This is a genomic window from Streptomyces sp. JLBT605, assembly GCF_058215555.1.
Genome location: NZ_CM177087.1, coordinates 2,889,259 through 2,910,080 on the forward strand (window position 1 = coordinate 2,889,259; position 20,822 = coordinate 2,910,080).

19 protein-coding genes are annotated in these 20,822 nt (G+C 70.1%); 9 read left to right on the forward strand and 10 right to left on the reverse strand.

Annotated elements, in window-relative coordinates; all coding sequences use genetic code 11:
- The first annotated feature begins 12 nt into the window (after positions 1 to 12).
- On the forward strand, positions 13 to 1,308 hold the full coding sequence (gene cseC / locus AC4BDD_RS12680) for a two-component system sensor histidine kinase CseC (RefSeq protein WP_490691104.1): 1,296 nt from the start codon (positions 13 to 15) through the stop codon (positions 1,306 to 1,308).
- Between the two features lie 28 nt (positions 1,309 to 1,336).
- On the opposite strand, the gene AC4BDD_RS12685 is transcribed toward cseC, so the two are convergent.
- Positions 1,337 to 2,983, reverse strand: a complete 1,647-nt coding sequence (locus AC4BDD_RS12685) for an MDR family MFS transporter (RefSeq protein WP_490691105.1) — start codon at positions 2,981 to 2,983, stop codon at positions 1,337 to 1,339.
- A 106-nt stretch (positions 2,984 to 3,089) separates the two neighbouring features.
- On the opposite strand from AC4BDD_RS12685, the gene AC4BDD_RS12690 reads away from it, so the two are divergent.
- The gene (locus tag AC4BDD_RS12690; RefSeq protein ID WP_490691106.1) at positions 3,090 to 3,665 is read left to right on the forward strand and encodes a TetR/AcrR family transcriptional regulator; all 576 of its coding nucleotides are present in this window, start codon (positions 3,090 to 3,092) and stop codon (positions 3,663 to 3,665) included.
- Between the two features lie 59 nt (positions 3,666 to 3,724).
- Here the strand turns inward: AC4BDD_RS12690 and AC4BDD_RS12695 are convergent, their stop codons facing one another.
- The gene (locus tag AC4BDD_RS12695; protein WP_490691107.1) at positions 3,725 to 4,501 is read right to left on the reverse strand and encodes a M23 family metallopeptidase; all 777 of its coding nucleotides are present in this window, start codon (positions 4,499 to 4,501) and stop codon (positions 3,725 to 3,727) included.
- A gap of 417 nt (positions 4,502 to 4,918) precedes the next feature.
- Between AC4BDD_RS12695 and AC4BDD_RS12700 the strand changes: the two genes are divergently transcribed.
- Positions 4,919 to 5,782: a polysaccharide deacetylase family protein gene (locus AC4BDD_RS12700; RefSeq protein ID WP_490691108.1), complete on the forward strand. Its 864-nt coding sequence runs from the start codon at positions 4,919 to 4,921 to the stop codon at positions 5,780 to 5,782.
- On the opposite strand, the gene AC4BDD_RS12705 is transcribed toward AC4BDD_RS12700, so the two are convergent.
- Both AC4BDD_RS12705 and AC4BDD_RS12710 read right to left on the reverse strand, forming a co-directional pair.
- A complete protein-coding gene (locus AC4BDD_RS12705; RefSeq protein WP_490691109.1) occupies positions 5,758 to 5,973 on the reverse strand; it encodes a hypothetical protein in 216 nt (71 codons plus the stop codon). The two genes, AC4BDD_RS12700 and AC4BDD_RS12705, sit on opposite strands and share 25 nt — an antisense overlap.
- Complete coding sequence (locus AC4BDD_RS12710; RefSeq protein ID WP_490691110.1) at positions 5,970 to 6,398, reverse strand: ATP-binding protein; 429 nt, start codon at positions 6,396 to 6,398, stop codon at positions 5,970 to 5,972. The genes AC4BDD_RS12705 and AC4BDD_RS12710 overlap by 4 nt, the downstream gene beginning before the upstream one ends.
- Positions 6,399 to 6,549: 151 nt before the next feature.
- Here AC4BDD_RS12710 and AC4BDD_RS12715 point away from each other — a divergent pair, with 151 nt between their 5' ends.
- From AC4BDD_RS12715 to AC4BDD_RS12735, 5 genes are read left to right on the forward strand one after another with little or no spacing between them, the layout of a single operon-like run.
- On the forward strand, positions 6,550 to 7,440 hold the full coding sequence (locus tag AC4BDD_RS12715; RefSeq protein WP_490691111.1) for a helix-turn-helix domain-containing protein: 891 nt from the start codon (positions 6,550 to 6,552) through the stop codon (positions 7,438 to 7,440).
- Between the two features lie 11 nt (positions 7,441 to 7,451).
- Positions 7,452 to 7,649 carry a DUF397 domain-containing protein gene (locus AC4BDD_RS12720; protein ID WP_490691112.1) on the forward strand — a complete coding sequence of 66 codons (198 nt, stop codon included), beginning with the start codon at positions 7,452 to 7,454 and terminating at the stop codon, positions 7,647 to 7,649.
- Between the two features lie 3 nt (positions 7,650 to 7,652).
- Positions 7,653 to 10,691 carry an NACHT domain-containing protein gene (locus AC4BDD_RS12725; RefSeq protein ID WP_490691113.1) on the forward strand — a complete coding sequence of 1,013 codons (3,039 nt, stop codon included), beginning with the start codon at positions 7,653 to 7,655 and terminating at the stop codon, positions 10,689 to 10,691.
- 36 nt (positions 10,692 to 10,727) lie between these two features.
- Complete coding sequence (locus AC4BDD_RS12730) at positions 10,728 to 11,093, forward strand: trypco2 family protein (RefSeq protein WP_490691114.1); 366 nt, start codon at positions 10,728 to 10,730, stop codon at positions 11,091 to 11,093.
- Positions 11,090 to 14,107 (forward strand): NACHT domain-containing protein, encoded by a 3,018-nt coding sequence (locus AC4BDD_RS12735; RefSeq protein ID WP_490691115.1) that lies wholly within the window; start codon positions 11,090 to 11,092, stop codon positions 14,105 to 14,107. Before AC4BDD_RS12730 ends, AC4BDD_RS12735 begins: the two co-directional genes overlap by 4 nt.
- A gap of 75 nt (positions 14,108 to 14,182) precedes the next feature.
- Here the strand turns inward: AC4BDD_RS12735 and AC4BDD_RS12740 are convergent, their stop codons facing one another.
- Complete coding sequence (locus AC4BDD_RS12740; RefSeq protein ID WP_490691116.1) at positions 14,183 to 16,708, reverse strand: ATP-dependent Clp protease ATP-binding subunit; 2,526 nt, start codon at positions 16,706 to 16,708, stop codon at positions 14,183 to 14,185.
- 450 nt (positions 16,709 to 17,158) lie between these two features.
- On the opposite strand from AC4BDD_RS12740, the gene AC4BDD_RS12745 reads away from it, so the two are divergent.
- Positions 17,159 to 17,842 (forward strand): SCO3374 family protein, encoded by a 684-nt coding sequence (locus AC4BDD_RS12745; protein ID WP_490691117.1) that lies wholly within the window; start codon positions 17,159 to 17,161, stop codon positions 17,840 to 17,842.
- Here AC4BDD_RS12745 and AC4BDD_RS12750 read toward each other — a convergent pair.
- The 5 genes from AC4BDD_RS12750 to AC4BDD_RS12770 form a co-directional block, all read right to left on the reverse strand.
- The gene (locus AC4BDD_RS12750; RefSeq protein ID WP_490691118.1) at positions 17,773 to 18,108 is read right to left on the reverse strand and encodes a histone-like nucleoid-structuring protein Lsr2; all 336 of its coding nucleotides are present in this window, start codon (positions 18,106 to 18,108) and stop codon (positions 17,773 to 17,775) included. The genes AC4BDD_RS12745 and AC4BDD_RS12750 overlap by 70 nt on opposite strands.
- 213 nt (positions 18,109 to 18,321) lie before the next feature.
- Entirely contained in the window at positions 18,322 to 18,840 is a 519-nt protein-coding gene (locus AC4BDD_RS12755; RefSeq protein ID WP_490691119.1) for an amino-acid N-acetyltransferase, read from the reverse strand.
- A gap of 22 nt (positions 18,841 to 18,862) precedes the next feature.
- Positions 18,863 to 19,258 (reverse strand): BlaI/MecI/CopY family transcriptional regulator, encoded by a 396-nt coding sequence (locus AC4BDD_RS12760; protein WP_490691120.1) that lies wholly within the window; start codon positions 19,256 to 19,258, stop codon positions 18,863 to 18,865.
- 151 nt (positions 19,259 to 19,409) lie between these two features.
- Positions 19,410 to 19,589 (reverse strand): hypothetical protein, encoded by a 180-nt coding sequence (locus tag AC4BDD_RS12765; RefSeq protein WP_490691121.1) that lies wholly within the window; start codon positions 19,587 to 19,589, stop codon positions 19,410 to 19,412.
- 98 nt (positions 19,590 to 19,687) lie between these two features.
- Positions 19,688 to 20,659 carry a hypothetical protein gene (locus tag AC4BDD_RS12770; protein WP_490691122.1) on the reverse strand — a complete coding sequence of 324 codons (972 nt, stop codon included), beginning with the start codon at positions 20,657 to 20,659 and terminating at the stop codon, positions 19,688 to 19,690.
- Positions 20,660 to 20,822 lie beyond the last annotated feature (163 nt).

The following is a 20,822-nucleotide window of genomic DNA, read 5'->3' on the forward strand; positions in this document are numbered from 1 at the left end:
TCGGCGTATCCCATGAAGAAGCTCGTGTTCCGCTCCGGCCTGCGCTGGAAGGTCTCCCTGGCCATCGCCGCCGTGAGCGCGCTGGTCGCCGTCGCGCTGAGTCTGGTGGTGCACAACGCCGCCCGCGTCTCGATGCTGGACAACAGCCGGGACGTGATGGACGAGCGGGTGGTGGCCGCGCAGAAGTGGTACGAGACCACCGGCACCAAGCAGTTCAACGCGCAGATCGACGACCCCAAGCTGCCCGAGCCGCTGCTGAAGGAGGCGGCGCGCGGGCAGCGGGCCACCTATCTGGACGACTCCGGCTCCGGCGCCCCCGAGGTGTGGGCGTCGGTCCCGCTGCGCAACGGCAAGGTGCTGTCCCTGCACAGCCGCTTCCAGGACCGTTTCAACGTGCTCAAGGACCTGGACCGGGCCCTGATCATCGGCTCGGTGGCGGTGGTGCTCGGCGGCATCGCGCTCGGGGTGCTCATCGGCGACCAGCTCTCCCGGCGGCTCCGCAAGGCCGCCATGGCGGCCCGCAAGCTCGCCCAGGGCGACTCCGAGGTGCGCGTCCGGGAGGCCGTCGGCGGCCGGGTGCGGGACGAGACGGACGACCTGGCGCGGGCCGTGGACGGTATGGCCGAGGCGCTCCAGCAGCGGCTGGAGGCCGAGCGGCGGGTCACCGCGGACATCGCGCATGAGCTGCGTACCCCGGTGACCGGGCTGCTCACTGCCGCCGAGCTGCTGCCGCCGGGCCGCCCCACCGAGCTGGTGCGGGACCGGGCGCAGGCGATGCGGCAGCTGGTCGAGGACGTGCTGGAGGTCGCCCGGCTGGACGGCTTCGCGGAGCGCGCGGAGCTCCAGGAGATCAACCTGGCGGAGTTCGTGACCCGCCGGGTGCGGGTGGCGGCTCCGGACGCGCAGGTCACGGTGGTCCGGGACGCGCACGTCTCCACCGACCCGCGGCGGCTGGAGCGCATCCTCGGCAATCTGCTGGCCAACGCCGCCAAGCACGGCAAGGCGCCGTTCGAGGTGACCGTGGAGGGCCGCGTGCTGCGGGTCCGCGACCACGGCCCGGGCTTCCCGGAGGCCCTGCTCAAGGAGGGGCCGAGCCGCTTCCGCACCGGCAGCAAGGACCGGGGCGAGGGCCACGGCCTGGGCCTGACCATCGCCGCCGGCCAGGCCCGGATCCTGGGCGCCCGCCTCACCTTCCGCAACGCCGAGCCGACCGCCGAGGGCCGGGAGGGCGCGGTGGCCGTGCTCTGGCTGCCGGAGTCGGCGCCCACCAACACCGGCAGCTTCCCGATCATCCAGGTCCCGGACTGAGCCAGGGCCACGGCTGAGCGCCTGCGCGTCAGGCGCGCACCAGCTCGGTGGTGTCGCCCGAGGCGCCGGGCGTGGTGCCGGACGCGTCGGCGGACGGGGTGTCGCCGCGCAGCGGGGTCTCCTTGATGAAGAGGGCGGCGGCGAAGGCGGCGACGCCGACCACGATCGCCCAGAGGAAGACCTGGTGGGTGCCGTCGGAGACCGCGTGCAGATAGGCGTCCTTGAGGTCGGCGGGCAGCCGGTTCAGGCCGGACGGCTTCAGCTGACCGCCGTTGCCCGAGGCCAGCGCCGCGCCGGCGGCCCCGCTCCGCTCGCTCATCGTCTCCGTCACCTGGTGGGTGAAGATCGCGCCGAAGACCGCGACGCCGAAGGAGCCGCCGATGGTGCGGAAGAGGGTGGACGCGGAGCTGGCCACGCCCATGTCCTTCATCTCCACGCTGTTCTGCGCGATCAGCGTGGTGACCTGGAGCAGGAAGCCCATGCCCGCGCCGAGCACCGCCATGTACAGGCCCGAGGTCAGGCGGCTGGTGCCGGTGTCCATGAGGGAGAGCAGCACCACCCCGGCAGTGATCAGCGCCCCGCCGACGACGGGGAAGATCTTGTAGTGGCCGGTCCGGGTGGTGTAGCGGCCCGCGGCCATCGAGACCACGATCACGCCCGACATCATCGGCAGCAGCAGCAGACCGGAGTTGGTGGCCGAGGCGCCCTGCACGGTCTGCTGGAAGAGCGGCAGGAAGGAGATCGCGCCGAACATCACGAAGCCGGTGAGGAAGGCGAGCAGCGTCGCGAGCGAGAAGTTGCCGTCGCGGAAGATGTAGAGCGGCAGCACGGGTTCCGCGGCCCGCCGCTGGGAGGCCAGGAAGGCCAGCAGCGCGGCGACGCCCAGCACCCCGAGCCCGATGATCTCGGCCGAGGCCCAGTCGTACTCGTTGCCGCCCCAGGTGGTGATCAGCACCAGCGAGGTGATCCCGACGGCGAGCAGCCCGGCGCCGAGGTAGTCGATACGGGCTTCGGACCGCCGCCGCTCCGGCAGGTGCAGCACCGCCATGATCAGGGCGAGGGTGACCGCGCCGAGCGGCAGGTTGATGTAGAAGCTCCAGCGCCAGCCGAAGTTGTCGGTGAGCGCGCCACCGACCAGCGGGCCGCCGACGGTGGCCAGACCCATCACCGCGGCCATCATGCCCTGGTACCGGCCCCGCTCCCGGGGCGGCACCAGCTCGCCCATGATCGCGAAGGCGCCGACGATCAGGCCGCCCGCGCCCAGGCCCTGGACCGCCCGGAAGCCGATCAGCTGCCCCATGGACTGGGCCATTCCGGAGAGCGCCGACCCGGTCAGGAACAGGACGATCGACGAGAGGAAGACGCCCTTGCGCCCGAACATGTCGCCGAGCTTGCCCCACAGCGGAGTGGAGGTCGCGGTGCCCAGGGTGTAGGCGGTGACCACCCAGGAGAGGTGTTCGAGCCCGCCGAGTTCACCGACGATGGTCGGCATCGCGGTGCCCACGATCATGTTGTCCAGCATGGAGAGCAGCATCGCCATCATCAGAGCGAGCACCACCAGGCGCGTATTGCCCTGCGCCCCGGACTCGCTCCCGGCTATGGCCGCCCCCGTACCCGCCCCCGCGTCGCTGGACCCCTCCGGTCCGCCCGGGTTCTTTCCTCGTGCCTCGGACATGCCTCGTCAGACCCCCTGCGCACTTACTTGTCGCCCGGCTAGTTGCGTACAGTAGGGAAGGTAAGGCGACCACTAGCCGGTCGTCAAGTAAGTCAGGGAGTGATACGTGGCCAGCAGCACGCAGTCGCGCAGGGGAGACACCCGTCAGCGCATCCAGGACATCGCTCTGGAGCTGTTCGCCGAGCGCGGCTATGAGAAGACCTCGCTCCGCGAGATCGCCGAGCACCTCCAGGTCACCAAGGCCGCGCTGTACTACCACTTCAAGACCAAGGAAGAGATCCTGATCAGCATCTTCCAGGACCTCGGACGGCCGCTGGACGAACTGATCGCCTGGGGCCAGCAGCAGCCGCGCACCCTGGAGACCAAGAAGGAGCTGCTGCGCCGCTACAGCGCGGCGCTGGCCGCCGCCGCCCCCCTCTTCCGCTTCATGCAGGAGAACCAGGCCACCGTCCGCGAGCTGATCATCGGCGCCAGCTTCAAGGACCGGCTGCTCGCCATGACCGACCTGGTCAAGGAAGCGGACGCCTCGCTGGTCGACCAGGTGCGGGCCACCACCGCGCTCTTCACGCTGCACTCGGGGATGTTCGCGCTCAACAACGTCGAGGGCGACCCGGAGGACAAGCGCGCGGCTGCCCTCGAGGTCGCCCTCGATCTGATCACTCAGGCCCACCAGGCCGGCTGACCTAAGCTCACCGGCCGGGGCCCGTGGGTCCCGGCCCATCGGTGGAGGATCGGCGGGGATCACACCCCCGCGCCGTGCCCCCGCAGGAAGTTCACCGGGTTGATCGCCGAGCCGTAGTTCGGCGTGGTGCGCACCTCGAAGTGCAGGTGGGGCCCGGTCGAGTTGCCGGTGCTGCCGGACAGGCCGATGTCCTGGCCCTTGCCGACCGCCTGGCCTATGTGCACGTTGATCTGCGACAGGTGCGCGTACTGGGTGTATATGCCGTTGCCGTGCGAGATCACGATGGCGTTGCCGTACGCCGGGCCGTCGCCGCCGCCCCACGGGCCGGCCTTGACGACGGTGCCCGCGTGCGCGGCCTTCACGGCGGTGCCGGTCGGCACGACGAAGTCCTGACCACTGTGGTTGTGCGACCAGTGGCTGCCGGCCAGACCGAAGGTCGAGCCGAGCGTGTAGCTGTTGAGCGGCGCCATCCAGTCACTGACCGGCTTCGGCGCGGGCTTCGGAGCCGGGGCGGCCTTGGGCGCGGGCTTCGGCGCCGGCTTGGCCGGGGCCGGCTTGACCGGCTTGCGCTCCTGGCTACGGGACGCCTTCTGCTGCGCGGCCCGCTCGGCCTCCTTCTTCGCCGCCTCCGCCTTGAGCTTGGCGGCGGCCTCGGCCTTGGCCGAGTCGGCCGCGCTCGTCACGGCGACGGGACGTTCCGGAGCGGAGGGCGTGTCCACGGCGAGCGCCACCCCGGCTCCCAGCGCGACCGACGCTCCCAGACCCGCTGCCACAACGGCGGCACGGGTACGCAGGACCGACGTGCTCGCGAGGTGAGTCGTGATGTGCTTCGTCATATGGAAGTGCCTCTCGGTGGGACGTCAGAGCATGAATGCGTCCCGGCACACGACCGGGACGGCCATACCTTGGTAACCCGCGATCCCCGTACCGCCAAGAGCCGCTTCTACTAGCCGAGGCCGTAGCGGAAGCGCGCGGAATAATCCCCCGAAAGCCCGCACAAGCCGCGCCCGGCACCGGCTGGCGGCCCCCGCCCCGGCCGCCGCATTCCCCCCTATTTCGCCTAGTAGATCGCCAAGCCCTGTGCGGCATGTCACCGGAAAGCAAGATCGAAAAGGATTTCCGGGAGCCTTCCGATGCCCGTTTCGGGACCAAAGGCCCGGCGGGCCCACACCCCACCGCTTGAACCTGACACCAATGTCAGACCCGACCATCTCCACCGGCAGACAGCACCCCAGCCGACAGAGGTGAGCAGCATGGACAACCAGCTCTACGACTACAGCCCGATCACCGAGCGGGAGCCGATCCACTGGCCCGGCGGCGCGCGGGTGGCCTTCTACCTCGGCGTGAACGTCGAGCACTACCAGGTCGACCGCCCCTCGACCAGCATCTTCGCGGACACCGCCCGGCTGGCCCCGGACCCGCTGAACTACGGCTGGCGCGACTACGGCCCCCGGGTCGGCATCTGGCGGCTGATCGAGACCCTGGACCGGCACCAGCTGCGCGCCAGCGTGCTGCTCAACTCCGACGTCGCCGAGCGCTACCCGCAGATCATCCGCGCGGGCGTGGAGCGGAAGTGGGCGTGGGCCGCCCACGGCAAGAACAACTCCATCTTCCAGGCCGATCTGGACCCGGACGAGGAGCGCGCGTACCTCACCGAGGTGGTCGACACCATCGAGAAGGCCACCGGCACCCGGCCGCGCGGCTGGCTGGGCCCGGCCCTCACCGAGTCCTTCCGGACGCCGGCCCTCCTCGCCGAGCTGGGCCTGAGTTACGTCCTCGACTGGACCAACGACGACCAGCCGTACCGGCTGAACGTGCCGGGCATGCTGAGCGTGCCGTACACCGTCGAGGTCAACGACATCGGCCTGTTCGTCGGCAAGAGTCTCAGCGGCCCGGACTTCGTGCGGATCGTCAAGGACCAGCTGGACCAGTTGTACGCCGACTCGGCCGACAGCGGCCGGGTGATGTCGCTGGTCCTGCACCCGTTCGTCATCAACCAGCCGTTCCGGCACAAGTACCTGGAGCAGGCGCTGGAGTACATCGTGAACCACCCCGGGGTGTGGCTGACCACGACGGACGAGATCGCGGAGCACTACGCCCGGACGGTGGCCTCGTAGTCGAGCAGGCGCCGGTAGTCGCCGAGGATCCGCAGCAGCCCGAACCCGGCGCCGAGCGGGATGGCCCCGACGATCAGCAACGGCGGTTCCCCCGGCCGTATCTCCGCCCGCAGCGCTGGAAGCCGCACCCCGAAGTCGGCCAACTCGCTGTGCAACAGGGTGGCGACCCGCTCGGCGGGGTGGCTGCTCATGTTGTACTCCCCGCCGGAATGGCCAGCTGGAACCAGACGCTCTTGCCGAGGGCGCCGGGCGGCCCCCCGGACACCCCGCAGTCGTCGGAGACGGCGGCGACGAGGAGGAGCCCGCGACCGTCGGTGTCGTCCCGCAGGGCCCGGCGCGCGCACGGCGGCGCCGGGTCCTCGTCGTGTACGGCGACCCACACCCGGGTGCGCTCGACCGTCACGGTCAGCTTCACGTCGCCCTTTGCGTGCCGGTGCACATTGGTGACCAGTTCCGATACGCAGAGGACGGCGGAGTCGATCAGTTCGTCCAGCCCGAGGGCCGTGAGGAGGCTGCGCAATAAGTCCCGGCAGACCTTGGGGGCGAGGGGTGTCGCTGGCGCGAACAGGACGTAACTGGACGGCAGTTCGGACAGTTGGTTCGGATGTACTCCCATGGCACGCTCCAGGGCGAGATCCCGATGTGACCTGCGACACTCACGGTAGATGTCAGGTCAGCTAACTTGCAACCGTGTCAGGGGATTTGGTGGACCGCCTCCGGGTCACCGGGCACACTGGGGGCAAGATTCCATGGAGGGGGCCGCCGACATGGCGCTGCGAACTGTCATCACCGAGCGACAGCGCCGATTGGGCGCGGAGCTCAAGAAGTTGCGGCAAGCAGCGGGGTTGTCCATCGCCGAGGGCGGCAAGCTCATCGACATGGGCACGCCCCACCTGAGTCACATCGAGGCGGGCCGGACCGCGATCCCCACGGAGCGGCTCCGGAAGCTGGTTCACGCCTACGGGTGCAAAAATGAGGCTTACCTTGACGGGCTCGTGAGCATGTCGGAGAGCACGGGCAAGGGGTGGTGGTCGGACTACCGCAAGGTCTTCCCCCAGTTCATCCTCGATCTCGCCGAGCTGGAGTTCCGCTCCACGAGTCTCCGAAGCTACGAGACGTTGCTGATTCCGGGCCTGCTCCAGACCGAGTCCTACATGCGCACGCTCTTCCGGAACACCCGGCCGGACGAGAGCCCCGACAGGATTGAGGCCCAGGTTCGGTTTCGCCTGGCCCGACAGGACGTCTTGCGCAAGGATCCTGCCGTCTCCTTCCACGCCGTGATCCACGAATCAGCGCTGCGGATGTGTGTGGGCGGCGCACACGTCATGCGTGGGCAGCTCATCCATCTGATGCGGATGTCCAGGATCCCCGGCGTAACGATCCAGGTGCTGCCCTTCGAAATGGGCGTGCGGGCTCCGTGGTTCAGCACCCCATTCATGCTTCTGGAAACGGGAGTTCAGGGGCTTGAGACGGTTTCCGCCGAACACCCCTCCGGTAGCCTTTGGCTTGGAGACGCCGAATCCATCGCCCAGTACGGGACTACCTTCACCGGCCTGAGTAAGAGCGCGCTCCCGGCCCTGGTGGCGGACGAGTCCCCCGAGCTTCATGAGGAGCGCGACTCATGGGGGCTCATCCAGCACATTCTCTACACGCACTGAGGGAAGACGGCATGTACGAAGTCAACTGGCGGAAGTCCTCCTTCAGCGAGGGCCAGGGAGCCAACTGCGTGGAGATCGCTGCCTCCGGCCCTTGCATACGCCTCCGCGAGAGCGACGACCCAGAGATCATCCTCTCGATGACACGCGAGACGCTGGGCGCGCTCATCAGCGGCATCAGGCGCGGCCGGTTCGACACGCTCGTTCCCTAGGCCATGGATCCCGCAGTCAGCATCGGCGCGCGGCTCGCGTCCAGTGCCGTGACACCGCTGGTCAGAAAGCTGTTCGTGACCGAGGGGCCGGGCGCGGGCCTGGTCGACCGCCCGGTGCGCATCTCCTCGCTCGTCTCCTTCAAGGGCGAGAAGCGCACCCTCGATGACAAAGACCTGCGCAAGCTGGCGGAGCGGCTGGTGAAGCAGGCCGTGACGTCGAGCGGTCCCGGGGAGCGGCCCTGCCCAGCCGATGAGGACGGGGCCGTCGCGGACGCACTCGCCCGCACCCTGCACGTCCTGGGCGACCTCGACATGGACGACGTCCAGGCCGTGCGGCTGGGACGTCGCTCATTCGCCCGCGTACTGGTCGATCACGTCCTGGACCAGCGCGCCGACCTGCATCTCAGCGCGGACGCGACCGTCCTCTTCCAGCGCCTGCTGGACACCGCCTGCCTGCACATCCTGCACTTCTTCACCCAGCGCTCGACCTTCGTCGCCCGGACCCTGGTCTCGCAGAGCAACCAGCTCGGCGAGCTGATCACCAAGATCGACATCCTGATCGAGCGGCTGCCGTCCCAGCCCGCCGAGGACGCCGGCTTCGAGAGGCGGTACGCCGAGTACGTCACCCAGAAGTACGGCACGCTCACCATCGTCGGCATCGACCTGAGCCAGTACGAGGCCAGCTGGCCGCTGGACGCCGCGTACCTCAGCCTGGAGGCGATACCGGAGGAGGGGGACGCGGCCCACGAAGAGGCCGTGCCGCGCCCCGCCGAGCAGGCGCTGTCCGGGCATGACCGGGTCCTGCTGCGCGGCATCGCGGGCTCCGGCAAGACGACCCTCGTGCAGTGGCTGGCCGTCTCCACCGCCCGGCAGCAGCCCCCGGCCGGGATGGAGCAGCTGATCGGCCGGGTGCCGTTCGTGCTGCCGCTGCGCACCATCGCCCGGCAGGAGGCGCTCCCCACCCCGGACCGGCTGCTGGCCGCCGTCCACAACCCGCTGCACGGCGCGCAGCCGACCGGCTGGGCGGATCGCGTGCTCGCCGCCGGACGCGGCGTGCTGCTGGTCGACGGCATCGACGAGATCCCCGAGCGCGACCGCGAGCGCACCCGGGCCTGGCTGAACGACCTGCTCATCGCCTACCCCGGCAATCTCTGGCTGGTCACCTCGCGCCCCACCGCGGTCGCCGATGACTGGCTCTCCGCTCAGGGTTTCGCCAGCTTCGCGCTCTCGCCCATGAGCCGGGACGAGGTCGCGGCCTTCATCGACCGCTGGCACGACGCGGTGCGCACCACCTGCCGGGGCGAGGAGGAGCGAGCCGCCCTGGACGGCTACCAGGCCGCACTGCACACCGCCGTGGCCACCAAGCCGGACCTGGGCCTACTCGCCACCAACCCGCTGATGTGCGGCCTGGTCTGCGCCCTGCACCGGGCCCGGCGCGGCTTCCTGCCGCCCGGCCGCAAGGCGCTCTACGACGCGGCGCTGTCCATGCTGCTCACCCGGCGGGACACCGAGCGGGCGATCTACGCACCCGGGGACCCGCAGCTGGACGAGGAGCCGCAGATCCAGCTCCTCCAGCGGCTGGCGTACTGGCTGATCCGCAACGGCCAGGTCGAGCTGGACCGCGAGCAGGCGCAGCGGATCATCGCCGACGCGCTGCCGTCCGTCACCGCGGCCCAGGCGATCGGCGATGCCGGGCAGGTGCTGGCCCATCTGCTGCTGCGCAGCGGGGTGCTGCGGGCGCCCTCGCCGGGAACGGTCGAGTTCGTGCACCGCACCTTCCAGGACTACCTGGGCGCCAAGGCGGCGGTGGAACAGGGCGACTTCGGGCTGCTGATCAACAACGCGCACGACAGCCAGTGGGAGGACGTGATCCGGATGGCGGTCGCCCACGCGCGACCGCACGAGCGGGCGGATCTACTGACCAGGCTGCTGGAGCGCGGCGACCGCGCGGAGGACTTGGGCGTACAGCTCCGCCTCCGCCTGCTGGCGGCCGCCTGCCTGGACCATGCGTCGGACCTGGATCCGGGAGTCCGACGCATGGTCATGCTGGCCGCTGAGTTCTACATCCCGCCTATGAACGCTCACGTGGCTCGGGCAATCGCCGAGGTGGGTCCGCTCGTCCTGGAACTGCTTCCCGCCCGCAGCGAGCTGACCGACGTCCTCTCCGCCGACTGGGAGAACGCTGCCGCCGAGGCATGCGTGATCGCCACCACCCTGATCGCCACCGACGCCGCGATCCCCTACCTGCGCCAGTTCACGGACCACCCCTACCTCCCAGTCCGCACCCAGCTCGGGGCGAGCTGGCGGCGGTTCGACACCCAGCGCTACCACGCCGAGGTGGTCTCCCGGCTCTCCCCGGACGATCTGTTCTTCACCGCCGAGAGCCGCGAGCACGTGCGGCTGCTGCTCGCGGACGACCGCCGGATGCTGATGCTGCGCGGCGGCTTCTCCCCGCAGGAACTGCGTGAGCTGCTGCCACCGGGCCGGCTGACCCATCTGCGGCTGGACCAGAACCCGCACATCGACGACCTGGCCTGCCTGGACCACCTCCAGGGCCTGGGCACCCTGGTGCTGACCCGGTGCGGCCCCACCACCGATGTGTCGCCGCTGGCCGCGCTGAACCTCCACAGCCTGGACTGGGCCCCGTCGGCGCCCCGCACCCCGCCCACCGGGCTGGAGAAGCTGACCAGCCTGCGGCAGCTACGACTCACGCTGCCGGGCGCCCGGATCCCGCAGACCCCGCTCCCCCTGCTGCACCACCTCGAACTCGACGTCTTCCACCCGGAGCTGGACCTCCCGCTGATCGCCGAGTGCTTCCCCCACCTGCGCCACCTGCGCGTCTGGTTCCGCACCTTCCGCAACAACCCGGAGAAGGCACGCATCGACCTGACCCCGCTGGCGGACCTCGCCGAGCTGGCCTCGCTCTCGATCGCCAACGCGGAGATCACGGGCGCCGACCGGCTCGACGGCGTGGAGATCACCGTCCATGAGCAGCCGCCGAGACTGACCGGACTGCCCACCCGGCCCGCCGACTGGCCCTAATCTGTCGGTACGTCAGGCACAGGGGGGCGGACGAACGTGAGCGACAACGACGACAGCCCGGGCGATGCCGTACGCATCGAACTGGCCGACGCGGTGCAGGCCGTGCGGGACGAGCTGCTGACCGCCGCGGCGCGCGCGACCGGGCAGGACGTGGCCTTCGAGGTCGGCGACATCTCCATGGAGTTCACGGTGGAGCTGCGCCGGGAGACCACAGGCGGCGGGCGGGTCAAGGCGTGGGTGGTGGACGCCGGCACCGACCACACGCGCGGCGAGACGCGCACCCACAAGGTCAACGTCACGCTGAAGGCGCGCGACGCCCGGACCGGTGCGCCCTGGCAGGTCGGCAACCGGCGCGCGGGCTCCACCGCGCACTTCGGCCAGCGCGGGCCGGGCGCCTCGTGAGCCGTCCGCTGCGGGCGGCCGACCGGGTCGTGGCGGTGGTGTCGGGCGGCGTACAGGGCAGCGGGGTGCTGCTGGGCCCGTTCACCGTGCTGACCTGCGCCCATATCCTGGTCGATCCCGACGAGACCACGGTGACCTCCCCCGTCCTGGGGCGCCCGGTCCGCCCTGTGGCCGAGACGGTGTCGAGTGAGCATGACCTGGCGCTGCTCACCCTCGAATGGAAAGCCGACGTGGAGGAGCCGTTCCCCCGGCTCAGCCGCCCCCGGGTGGGCCGCGTCACCACCCGTGCGCCGATCCCCGACTGCGAGATCGTCGGTTTCCCCGACATCCAGCGCCAGGGCCCGGAAGGACGGCTGGAGTACGAGCACTTCCAGGGCACCGTGCTGCCGATGGCCGGACGGATCGGCGGCGCCCTGACCTTCGAACTGGCCCGCCCCTCGCTGGCCGAGCCCGACGGGGACGACTCGCCGCTCGCCGGTCTCTCCGGGGCTCCGATCTTCGCGGGCGAGGTGCTGCTCGGCATCGTCAGGGAGATCCCGCGGGGCCGGACGCACACCCGGATCGTCGGCGCCTCTCTGGGGAGGGCCGAGCCTGCCTGGTCGCCTGGGCCTGCCTGGACGCCTGAGCCTTCCTGGACATTCGGTCTGGACGCCGCGGCCACACCGCACTGGGAGGAGATCACCGAGTCCCACGCCCGCGACCAGGACTTCGAGGACGGCTACGCCCGTGCGGTGCGGGCCCGGTACCGGAAGACGAAGATCTTCGGCATCGACGAGCTGGACACCCGTGAGACGTCCTGGGAGCTGGACACCGCGTACGTGAGTCTGGAGGCGGAAGCCGCTCCCCGGTCCTCCGACCATGTGCGGACCAGCTCGACCGGGGCCTCCGGTCCGCGCCGCATCCACGACCTGCTCTCCGATCGCCCCAGGGTCCTGCTGCGCGGTGAGGCCGGAGCCGGGAAGACCACCCTGGTGTGGTGGCTTGCCGCGCACGCGGCCAGCAGCACGCTCGGCCCGGAGTTGGACGAACTGAACGGCCTGGTGCCCTTCGTCGTCCCGCTGCGCAATGTCCGGGCCCAGGGCGGGGCGTTCCCCGACCCGACCGCGCTCCCCCAGGTGGCCAAACTCCAGACCGGCCCGGCGCCGGAGGGATGGGCAGCGAGGGTGCTTGCCTCGGGCCGGGCCCTGCTGCTGGTCGACGGTCTGGACGAGGTGCCGACCTCCGACCGGGCCGCCGCCCGGGACTGGCTGGCCGAGCTGCTGGACCTCTATCCGAAGGTCCGCTGCCTGGCCACCGTGCGGCCAGGCGCGGTGGACCCGGACTGGCTCCGGGCCGAGCGGTTCGAGGAGCTGACCCTGCTGCCCATGCGGGACGAGGACATCCACGCCTTCGTCGCCGCCTGGCACCGTACGGCCCGGTTGGAGTGGGACGGACACCCGGACTGGCACCGGGGCCGCGAGGAACAGGCGGTGCTGGTCGAGCTGGAGCAGGATCTGGTCCAGCAGTTCGCCCGCAATCCGGCGCTGCGGATCCTCGCCCGCACTCCCCTGCTGTGCGCGGTGATCTGCGCGCTGCACCGCCGCCGGGGCGGGCTGCTGCCCAGCACCCGTTGGGAGCTGTACCAGGCCGCGCTGGGCATGCTGCTGGGCGCCCGGGACAAGCAGCGGCGGATCGGCACCCCCGAGGGCATCGAGATGGGCGTCGAGGAGCATCTGGAGCTGTTCCAGACCGTCGCCGCGTGGCTGGTGCGCACCGGGCAGAACCAGCTCTGCCGCGAGGAGGCCGAGAAGCAGATCGCGCAGACACTGCGGGTGATGCCCCATGTGCGGAAGCAAGGTCCGCCCGGTGCGGTCCTCACCCATCTGGTCAATCGCAGCGGGCTGCTCCAGGAACGCGCCGATGACGCGGTGCAGTTCATCCACCGCACCTTCCAGGACTATCTGGCGGCCAAGGCATTCGTCGAGAGCGGCGCGGTCAAGGAGCTGCTGATCCACGCGGCGGACGAGCAGTGGCGGGACGTGATCCGGCTTGCGGTGGGCCATTGCCGCCCAGCCGAACGCACCGCGCTGATCGAGGGTCTGATCGAGCGGGGCGACGCGCTGCCATCGGGCGCGGAGCAGCGAGCCGGGCTGCACATTCTGGCGGCGCAATGCGCGCTGGAAACCGTGGTGCTCGCCGATCACGTGCGGCAGGCCGTGGACGACCGGATCCGCGCGGTGGTGGCATCCGCGACCAACACCTCACTGGGCCGACTGCCTTCGCTCGGGCCGGACCTACTGCCGTATCTTCCGGACGCCGACGGCCTGGCCGAACCGGTGGCTCGGAAAATCGCACGGCTCATCGGCTTGGTGGGTGGCCGGGAGGCCATTCCGTACGCGCGGCGGTTCGTCGGTCATCCGAGCCGGACCGTACGGAAGATCCTCGCCGCGCATTGGGTGAATTTCCCCCTCGAGAATTACGCGGACGACGTGCTGGCCGGTCTGCGACTGGATGACGTGACCGTTGAGGTCCACAGCGTGCCGCAGCTGAACCTGTTGCGGCGGCTCGGCCCTATGGGCGGCGTGGCGGTCATCGGACGATACAGCGAGAGCTGTCTGGGTTCGCAGCTCGCTGGGCTCACCGTCGACCGCTTGCTGCTCTGCGCCAATGACCGGCTCATGGATCTGGGATTCCTCAGGCAGCTGACTGCCGTACGCAATCTGACGCTGCTCAAATGCCCCACCGCGGTCTGGGCGCTGCGCCGCCTGAATCGGGCTTCGCAGATCTCGCAACTGGCGCTCCAGGTGCCGTCTTTCTCGGAGTTCAGACGCCTGGAGGAACCCTTGCACCGCGTCAGGGAGTTGGACGCGGAGGCGACGCACGATGTTTCCGGGACCGGGGAAATTGCGCGGATGTTCCCCTCACTGACCGACCTCACGCTGCGTTTCGACGAGGCATCGGCGGCAGAGCTGGATCTGGAACCGCTGGCCGCCCTGCCGAGTCTCCGGCTGAGGCTCATGAGGCTCCGTCGATAAACGAGGGCTGCCCCGGACCCTTCCCTCACGGGAACGGTCCGGGGCAGCCCCTATCCGCTATCGCTCAGCGCAGCGTCATGCGTCCTTGCTGAGGTTCGGGCCCGGGCCGCCGGCCGCGGACTCGACCGGCGGGGTGTCCGGCAGTGCCGACTTCTCCTCGCCGCGGAAGGTGAACTTCTTCTCCTCACCCTCGCCCTCGGTGTCCACGACCACGATGTGACCGGGGCGCAGCTCGCCGAAGAGGATCTTCTCCGAGAGGGTGTCCTCGATCTCGCGCTGGATGGTGCGACGCAGCGGACGCGCACCCAGCACCGGGTCGTAACCCTTCTTGGCGAGCAGGATCTTGGCATCGTTGCTGAGCTCGATGCCCATGTCGCGGTCCTTGAGCCGCTCGTCCACCTTGGCGATCATCAGGTCGACGATCTGGATGATGTCTTCCTGGGACAGCTGGTGGAAGACGACGGTGTCGTCGACACGGTTGAGGAACTCGGGCCGGAAGTGCTGCTTGAGCTCTTCGTTGACCTTCGCCTTCATCCGCTCGTACCCGGTCTTCACATCGCCCTGGGCCGCGAAGCCCAGGTTGAAGCCCTTGGAGATGTCCCGGGTGCCGAGGTTGGTCGTCATGATGATGACGGTGTTCTTGAAGTCGACGACCCGGCCCTGGGAGTCGGTCAGGCGACCGTCCTCCAGGATCTGGAGCAGCGAGTTGAAGATGTCCGGGTGGGCCTTCTCGACCTCGTCGAAGAGGACCACGGAGAACGGCTTGCGGCGCACCTTCTCGGTGAGCTGGCCGCCCTCTTCGTAGCCGACGTATCCGGGCGGGGAGCCGAAGAGCCGCGAGACGGTGTGCTTCTCGCTGAACTCCGACATGTCGAGCGAGATGAGCGCGTCCTCGTCGCCGAAGAGGAACTCGGCGAGGGTCTTGCTCAGCTCGGTCTTACCGACACCGGACGGGCCGGCGAAGATGAACGATCCGCCGGGGCGCTTGGGGTCCTTCAGACCCGCGCGGGTACGCCGGATGGCCTGGGAGAGCGCCTTGATGGCGTCCTTCTGGCCGATGACGCGCTTGTGCAGCTCGTCTTCCATGCGCAGGAGCCGCGAGGACTCCTCCTCGGTGAGCTTGAAGACCGGGATGCCGGTGGCCGTGGCGAGGACCTCGGCGATCAGCTCGCCGTCGACCTCGGCGACGACGTCCATGTCGCCGGCCTTCCACTCCTTCTCCCGCTTGGCCTTCGCGGCGAGGAGCTGCTTCTCCTTGTCGCGGAGCCCGGCGGCCATCTCGAAGTCCTGCGAGTCGATCGCGGACTCCTTCTCCCGGCGCACGTCGGCGATCTTCTCGTCGAACTCGCGCAGGTCCGGCGGCGCGGTCATCCGGCGGATGCGCATCCGGGAGCCGGCCTCGTCGATCAGGTCGATCGCCTTGTCCGGCAGGAAGCGGTCGGAGATGTACCGGTCGGCCAGGGTGGCGGCCTGGACCAGCGCCTCGTCCGTGATGGAGACCCGGTGGTGGGCCTCGTAGCGGTCGCGCAGGCCCTTGAGGATCTCGATGGTGTGCGGCAGCGACGGCTCGGCGACCTGGATGGGCTGGAAGCGGCGCTCCAGGGCCGCGTCCTTCTCCAGGTGCTTGCGGTACTCGTCGAGCGTGGTGGCACCGATGGTCTGCAGCTCACCGCGGGCCAGCATCGGCTTGAGGATGCTGGCGGCGTCGATCGCGCCCTCGGCGGCGCCCGCACCCACCAGGGTGTGGAGCTCGTCGATGAACAGGATGATGTCGCCGCGGGTGCGGATCTCCTTGAGCACCTTCTTCAGGCGCTCCTCGAAGTCACCGCGGTAGCGGGAGCCGGCGACCAGGGCGCCGAGGTCGAGGGTGTAGAGGTGCTTGTCCTTGAGGGTCTCGGGCACCTCGCCCTTGACGATGGCCTGGGCCAGGCCCTCGACGACCGCCGTCTTGCCGACGCCGGGCTCGCCGATGAGGACCGGGTTGTTCTTGGTGCGGCGCGAGAGCACCTGCATGACCCGCTCGATCTCCTTCTCGCGCCCGATGACCGGGTCGAGCTTGGATTCGCGGGCGGCCTGGGTGAGGTTCCGGCCGAACTGGTCCAGGACCAGGGAGGTCGAGGGGGTGCCCTCGGCGGGACCGCCGGCGGTGGCGGCCTCCTTGCCCTGGTAGCCGGAGAGCAGCTGGATGACCTGCTGCCGGACCCGGTTCAGGTCGGCGCCGAGCTTCACCAGGACCTGGGCGGCGACGCCCTCGCCCTCGCGAATCAGGCCGAGCAGGATGTGCTCCGTGCCGATGTAGTTGTGGCCGAGCTGGAGCGCCTCCCGGAGCGACAGCTCCAGGACCTTCTTGGCACGGGGGGTGAAGGGGATGTGGCCGGACGGGGCCTGCTGGCCCTGGCCGATGATCTCCTCCACCTGCTGGCGGACCGCCTCGAGCGAAATGCCGAGGCTCTCCAGGGCCTTAGCGGCGACACCTTCACCCTCGTGGATGAGACCCAGGAGGATGTGCTCAGTGCCGATGTAGTTGTGGTTGAGCATCCGGGCTTCTTCCTGAGCCAGGACGACAACCCGCCGCGCGCGGTCGGTGAACCTCTCGAACATCGTTAATCGCTCCTCAGAGCGGTCAGAAAGATCGGGGACGATCCCCTCCCTGTCCTTCCGCATGCTAGTCCCGCAACAGGGGACAGCTCATTCCAACTGCCGACACCCGTCCGGATCACCCCCCGCTTCCACGGGGAATCTCCTGCCCGAACAGCCGACAACTGCTCCAACTCGATGGTGCGAGACGATGTTCCCGCAGGCCAGGTATCTACGCCCGCCGCCACTACGCCGATGGCGAACGCCGGATACCCGACACGCGGGGGTCACCCCCTCCCACTAGCTCTGTCTTACCCGCATGCACGGACAGTCCATGCCGCACAGGCGGGTTCCCTCCGCTACGGGCGAACAACCTTGCGCCCCGCCACCCGGCCCACCGACTCGCCTTGAGCGCAGCGCATCCGTTCGCGCACCCAGCGTAACCGAGTGCTGGTCTGGGGGGTTGTTCCGGACATGACCGAGAGTTCGCACGGCGCGAAGTGTTCGAGTGGTCCGGGGGCCGCCGCGGTCCGGCGGTGGTACGAGCGGGAACTGGGCTGGCCGACGGCCGGCGGAGCTCCGGACGGCGCTCCGGTCGAGCTGCTCACCGGGGTGCGCTTCGACGTCCTGGAGCTGCCCGCTGGCGCGGGTCACGCGGTGCTGCGCCGAGTGCCGGGCGCCTTCCCGGTCGCGCTCGCGGGCCCGCGGATGCGGCTGCTGACGGCCGTGGGCGGTGCGGAGCGGCTGCCGGAGCTGCTCGACTGGCTGGAGTGGGGCGGGATCCCGCTGGGTCTGGTCGCGCTCGGGCCGGGCGACCGGATGACGGCGCCCGCCCCCGCGGAGTCGGCCGGGTCAGCCGGACGCCGGCTGCCCGGGCCCGCCGACCGGTGGACGGCCTCGTGTCCTGGGCGGGCAACGCCGCAGGAGGCCGCCTTCTGGCTGCGGCCTCCCGTACCGGGGCGTGAGCTGGGGCCGACGCTTCCGGTGGCAGGTTTCGGGGGCGATGGGGGCGCCCCCGACCTCGTGCGGCTGGTGGGCGCGGCGGCTACGGAGTGCCACCGGGCCCGGCTGCGGGATGCGCAGGGCGCTCAGCCGTTGGCCTTCTCGTACGCCTCGCGCACGGTGGCGGGGACACGGCCGCGGTCGTTGACCTCGTAGCCGTTCTCCTTCGCCCAGGCGCGGATCTTCGCGGTGTCCTGGCTGGTGCCCGCACCCGCGCGCGCCCGGCTGCGGCCAGTTGCGGCGCGGCCACCGGTGCGACGCCCACTGCGGGTGAACGGCTCGAGCGCCGCACGCAGCTTGTCGGCGTTGGTGGTGTTGAGGTCGATCTCGTAGGACTTGCCGTCCAGCGCGAACGTCACCGTCTCGTCCGCCTCGCCGCCGTCGAGGTCATCGACAAGAAGGACCTGAACCTTCTGTGCCACGGGGGATTCCTTTCACAGAAAACCGGGGGACTGCCTGCTCTCCAAGGACGCGCCCCCCAGTAAATACAGTACGGAGCATTAGGAAACCGCTTTTGCCGAAAAAACACAAACCCCCGGGAAGGTTCGTCCGATCCCTGGTACGGGAAGCCTGTGTTCCGGAGCTGTGCGATAGGGAGCCGGAGGGGGCGTGATAGGGAGCGATTCGGACATAGATCACAGTTGCAGAAGCATCCGGCTGTTGCCAAGGGTGTTCGGCTTCACTCGTTCGAGTCCCAGGAACTCGGCCACACCCTCGTCATAGGAACGCAGCAGCTCGCTGTAGACATCGCCGTCGACCGGCGTCTCACCGATCTCGACGAAGCCGTGCTTGGAGAAGAACTCGACTTCGAAGGTCAGACAGAAAATGCGCCGGACACCGAGCCAGCGTGCGGTGTGCAAGAGCTTCTCCAGCAGCGCATGGCCCACGCCGCTGCCCTTCGCGGCGGGATCGACCGCGAGAGTGCGGACCTCGGCCAGGTCTTCCCACATGACATGCAGGGCTCCGCAGCCAATCACCTCGCCATCGGTGTCCCGCTCCGCCACCCAGAACTCCTGGATGTCCTCGTAAAGCGTCACGGTCGCTTTGTCGAGCAGGATGCGATGGGCGGCGTAGGCATCGATGAGGCGTCGTACGGCGCGCACATCGCCGGTCCGGGCCCGGCGAACGGTGACTGCTTTTGATTGAGCGGACATAGCCGGACGCTATCGCCCCGGCTCAACCGCGCTGTTCACCGGGGCTCTCCCCGGGCTCGTCGAGTTGTACGACGCGCATGGCATCGCGGAGTGCTTCCCGCTGCTGCTCGGACATCATCCCGAAGAAGGCGACGAGGGCCGCCGCGGGGTTGTCGCTGGCGGACCAGGCTTCGTTCATCAGTGCGGCGGCGTAGGCGGCCCGAGTGGAGACGGCCTCATATCGATAGGCCCGGCCTTCTGCTTCCCGGCGGAGCCAGCCCTTCTGATGAAGGTTGTCCATTACCGTCATCACGGTTGTGTAGGCGATGGACCGTTCCTGCTGAAGATCTTCCAGTACTTCTCGGACCGTGACCGGGCGGTTCCACTTCCACACCCGCGTCATGACCGCGTCTTCCAGGTCTCCCAATGGCCGAGGCACAACTGAATAATAGTGGCAGATGTCGCAAATGCCCGTTAATGAGTGGCGCGGAAGGGTGCGAGGAGCGCGAAAGGGCGCGGGGAGCGGACGGAAAGGCGTATGCCCGGCGACAGTGCGTCGCCGGGCATACGAAGAGCTGATCGCAGGGAAGTCAGGCCTGGTTGCCGCCGGCCGCCTGGTGCGCCGGTTCGGCGCCTGCCAGTGCCGCGTCCACCGCGGCGTCCTCCTTGGCCTTGTTCGGACCGCCCTGACTCTTCACGATCGTCTTGATCAGCGCGATGAAGGCAACCGCCATCACCAGGGGCGGGATCAGCGCGGAGACGTAATCCATGACCGTCGGCCTCTCTCGTTACGTGAGGCTTCCAGATTACGGGGCGCGCCTCGGCCGCCCTCCCCCGGCCGCCGATTCCCGGCCGCGAGACCCCCCGGTCAGGCCGAGCGGGCGGTGAGCGGCCCGGCGAAGGGCAGACGGCCCTCCGAGGGCCGCGCGGGCTTGCGCTTGGGCGGGAAGACCTCCGCCGGGGTGGGCACCGGGCGCCCCGGGGTCGGTGCCCCACGGCGGCCCGGCTCGCCCCGCTCCGGGGTGGCGGGCTTCTTGCGCGGCTCCGGCTTCGGCACGTTCTGCGGCGGGCCGGGCTGGTCGGTGGCGGCGAGCGGGCCGTGCGGGCCCTGCGGGTCGTGCTCGCCGCGCGGGCCGTGGCCGCCGCCCCGGGGGCCGGGACGCGAGGCGCGTCCGCCGGGCAGGGCCAGCAGTCCGCCTCGCCCGCCCGCTCCGCGGCCCCGCCGGATCGGGCCGGGGCCTTGCGGGCCGGCGCCCGGAGCGGGGTGCGGGGCGGTGGCCGGGCCGGCGCCGCGGACCACGGGCGGGAGCGCGCGGCCGGCGGGCGGTCCGGGCCGGACGGTGTCCTCGTCGTCCGGATGGAGGGGCAGCTCGCCCGCCGGGACGGTCTCGGCGGTGTGCCGGGCGAGCTTGGCGCGTACCTGCTGCTCGGCGAGCCACTCACAGCGGCGCAGCAGCGCGCGGCGGCGGGCGGTCTCGGCGGTGCCGGCCGGGGACGCGCAGATCGCGCGGAGGGCGATCAGGTCCTCGGCGCGGGGCACGTAACCGGCCGCCAGCGCGCTCCGCAGCCGGGCCAGATAGCCGAGCGCGGCACCGGGCAGGGCGTCGCGGTAGCGGGCCAGCTCATCGAGGAGGAAGGCGCGCAGCCGTCCGCCCTCGTGGACCGCCGCGTCCACGGCTTGGGCGAGACGCAGGCAGTCCTGGACCTCCTCGGCCCGGTCCGGGCCGAGGAGAGCGGGAACGGTGGTGGGCTGAAGGGCGATGGCGAGGGCGCGTCGGAGCACTCGCAGCTCGTCCGCGCTGAACGCCATTCCGCCGCGGGGTCCATGTGGCGTGGGCATGGGCCGACTTTAAGTGCTAAACGGACAAAACTGGCTTAGCACTAAAAGTCGGGCGTGGCTCACCGCTCGCCGGCCGAGCCGGGCGGGCCTCGCGGCCCGCCCGGCTCCACCGAGTCAGGTGGAGCCGGCCACCCGGCGGCTGAGGTCCCCCCGGACGAGGTCC

Excerpts from the sequence above, each read along its gene's own strand:
- cseC (WP_490691104.1), top strand. The coding sequence starts at position 13 with ATGAAGAAGCTCGTGTTCCGCTCCGGCCTGCGCTGGAAGGTCTCCCTG.
- AC4BDD_RS12685 (WP_490691105.1), bottom strand. The coding sequence starts at position 2,983 with ATGTCCGAGGCACGAGGAAAGAACCCGGGCGGACCGGAGGGGTCCAGC.
- AC4BDD_RS12695 (WP_490691107.1), bottom strand. The coding sequence starts at position 4,501 with ATGACGAAGCACATCACGACTCACCTCGCGAGCACGTCGGTCCTGCGT.
- AC4BDD_RS12700 (WP_490691108.1), top strand. The coding sequence starts at position 4,919 with ATGGACAACCAGCTCTACGACTACAGCCCGATCACCGAGCGGGAGCCG.
- AC4BDD_RS12705 (WP_490691109.1), bottom strand. The coding sequence starts at position 5,973 with ATGAGCAGCCACCCCGCCGAGCGGGTCGCCACCCTGTTGCACAGCGAG.
- AC4BDD_RS12710 (WP_490691110.1), bottom strand. The coding sequence starts at position 6,398 with ATGGGAGTACATCCGAACCAACTGTCCGAACTGCCGTCCAGTTACGTC.
- AC4BDD_RS12715 (WP_490691111.1), top strand. The coding sequence starts at position 6,550 with ATGGCGCTGCGAACTGTCATCACCGAGCGACAGCGCCGATTGGGCGCG.
- AC4BDD_RS12720 (WP_490691112.1), top strand. The coding sequence starts at position 7,452 with ATGTACGAAGTCAACTGGCGGAAGTCCTCCTTCAGCGAGGGCCAGGGA.
- AC4BDD_RS12725 (WP_490691113.1), top strand. The coding sequence starts at position 7,653 with ATGGATCCCGCAGTCAGCATCGGCGCGCGGCTCGCGTCCAGTGCCGTG.
- AC4BDD_RS12740 (WP_490691116.1), bottom strand. The coding sequence starts at position 16,708 with ATGTTCGAGAGGTTCACCGACCGCGCGCGGCGGGTTGTCGTCCTGGCT.
- AC4BDD_RS12745 (WP_490691117.1), top strand. The coding sequence starts at position 17,159 with ATGACCGAGAGTTCGCACGGCGCGAAGTGTTCGAGTGGTCCGGGGGCC.
- AC4BDD_RS12755 (WP_490691119.1), bottom strand. The coding sequence starts at position 18,840 with ATGTCCGCTCAATCAAAAGCAGTCACCGTTCGCCGGGCCCGGACCGGC.
- AC4BDD_RS12765 (WP_490691121.1), bottom strand. The coding sequence starts at position 19,589 with ATGGATTACGTCTCCGCGCTGATCCCGCCCCTGGTGATGGCGGTTGCC.
- AC4BDD_RS12770 (WP_490691122.1), bottom strand. The coding sequence starts at position 20,659 with ATGCCCACGCCACATGGACCCCGCGGCGGAATGGCGTTCAGCGCGGAC.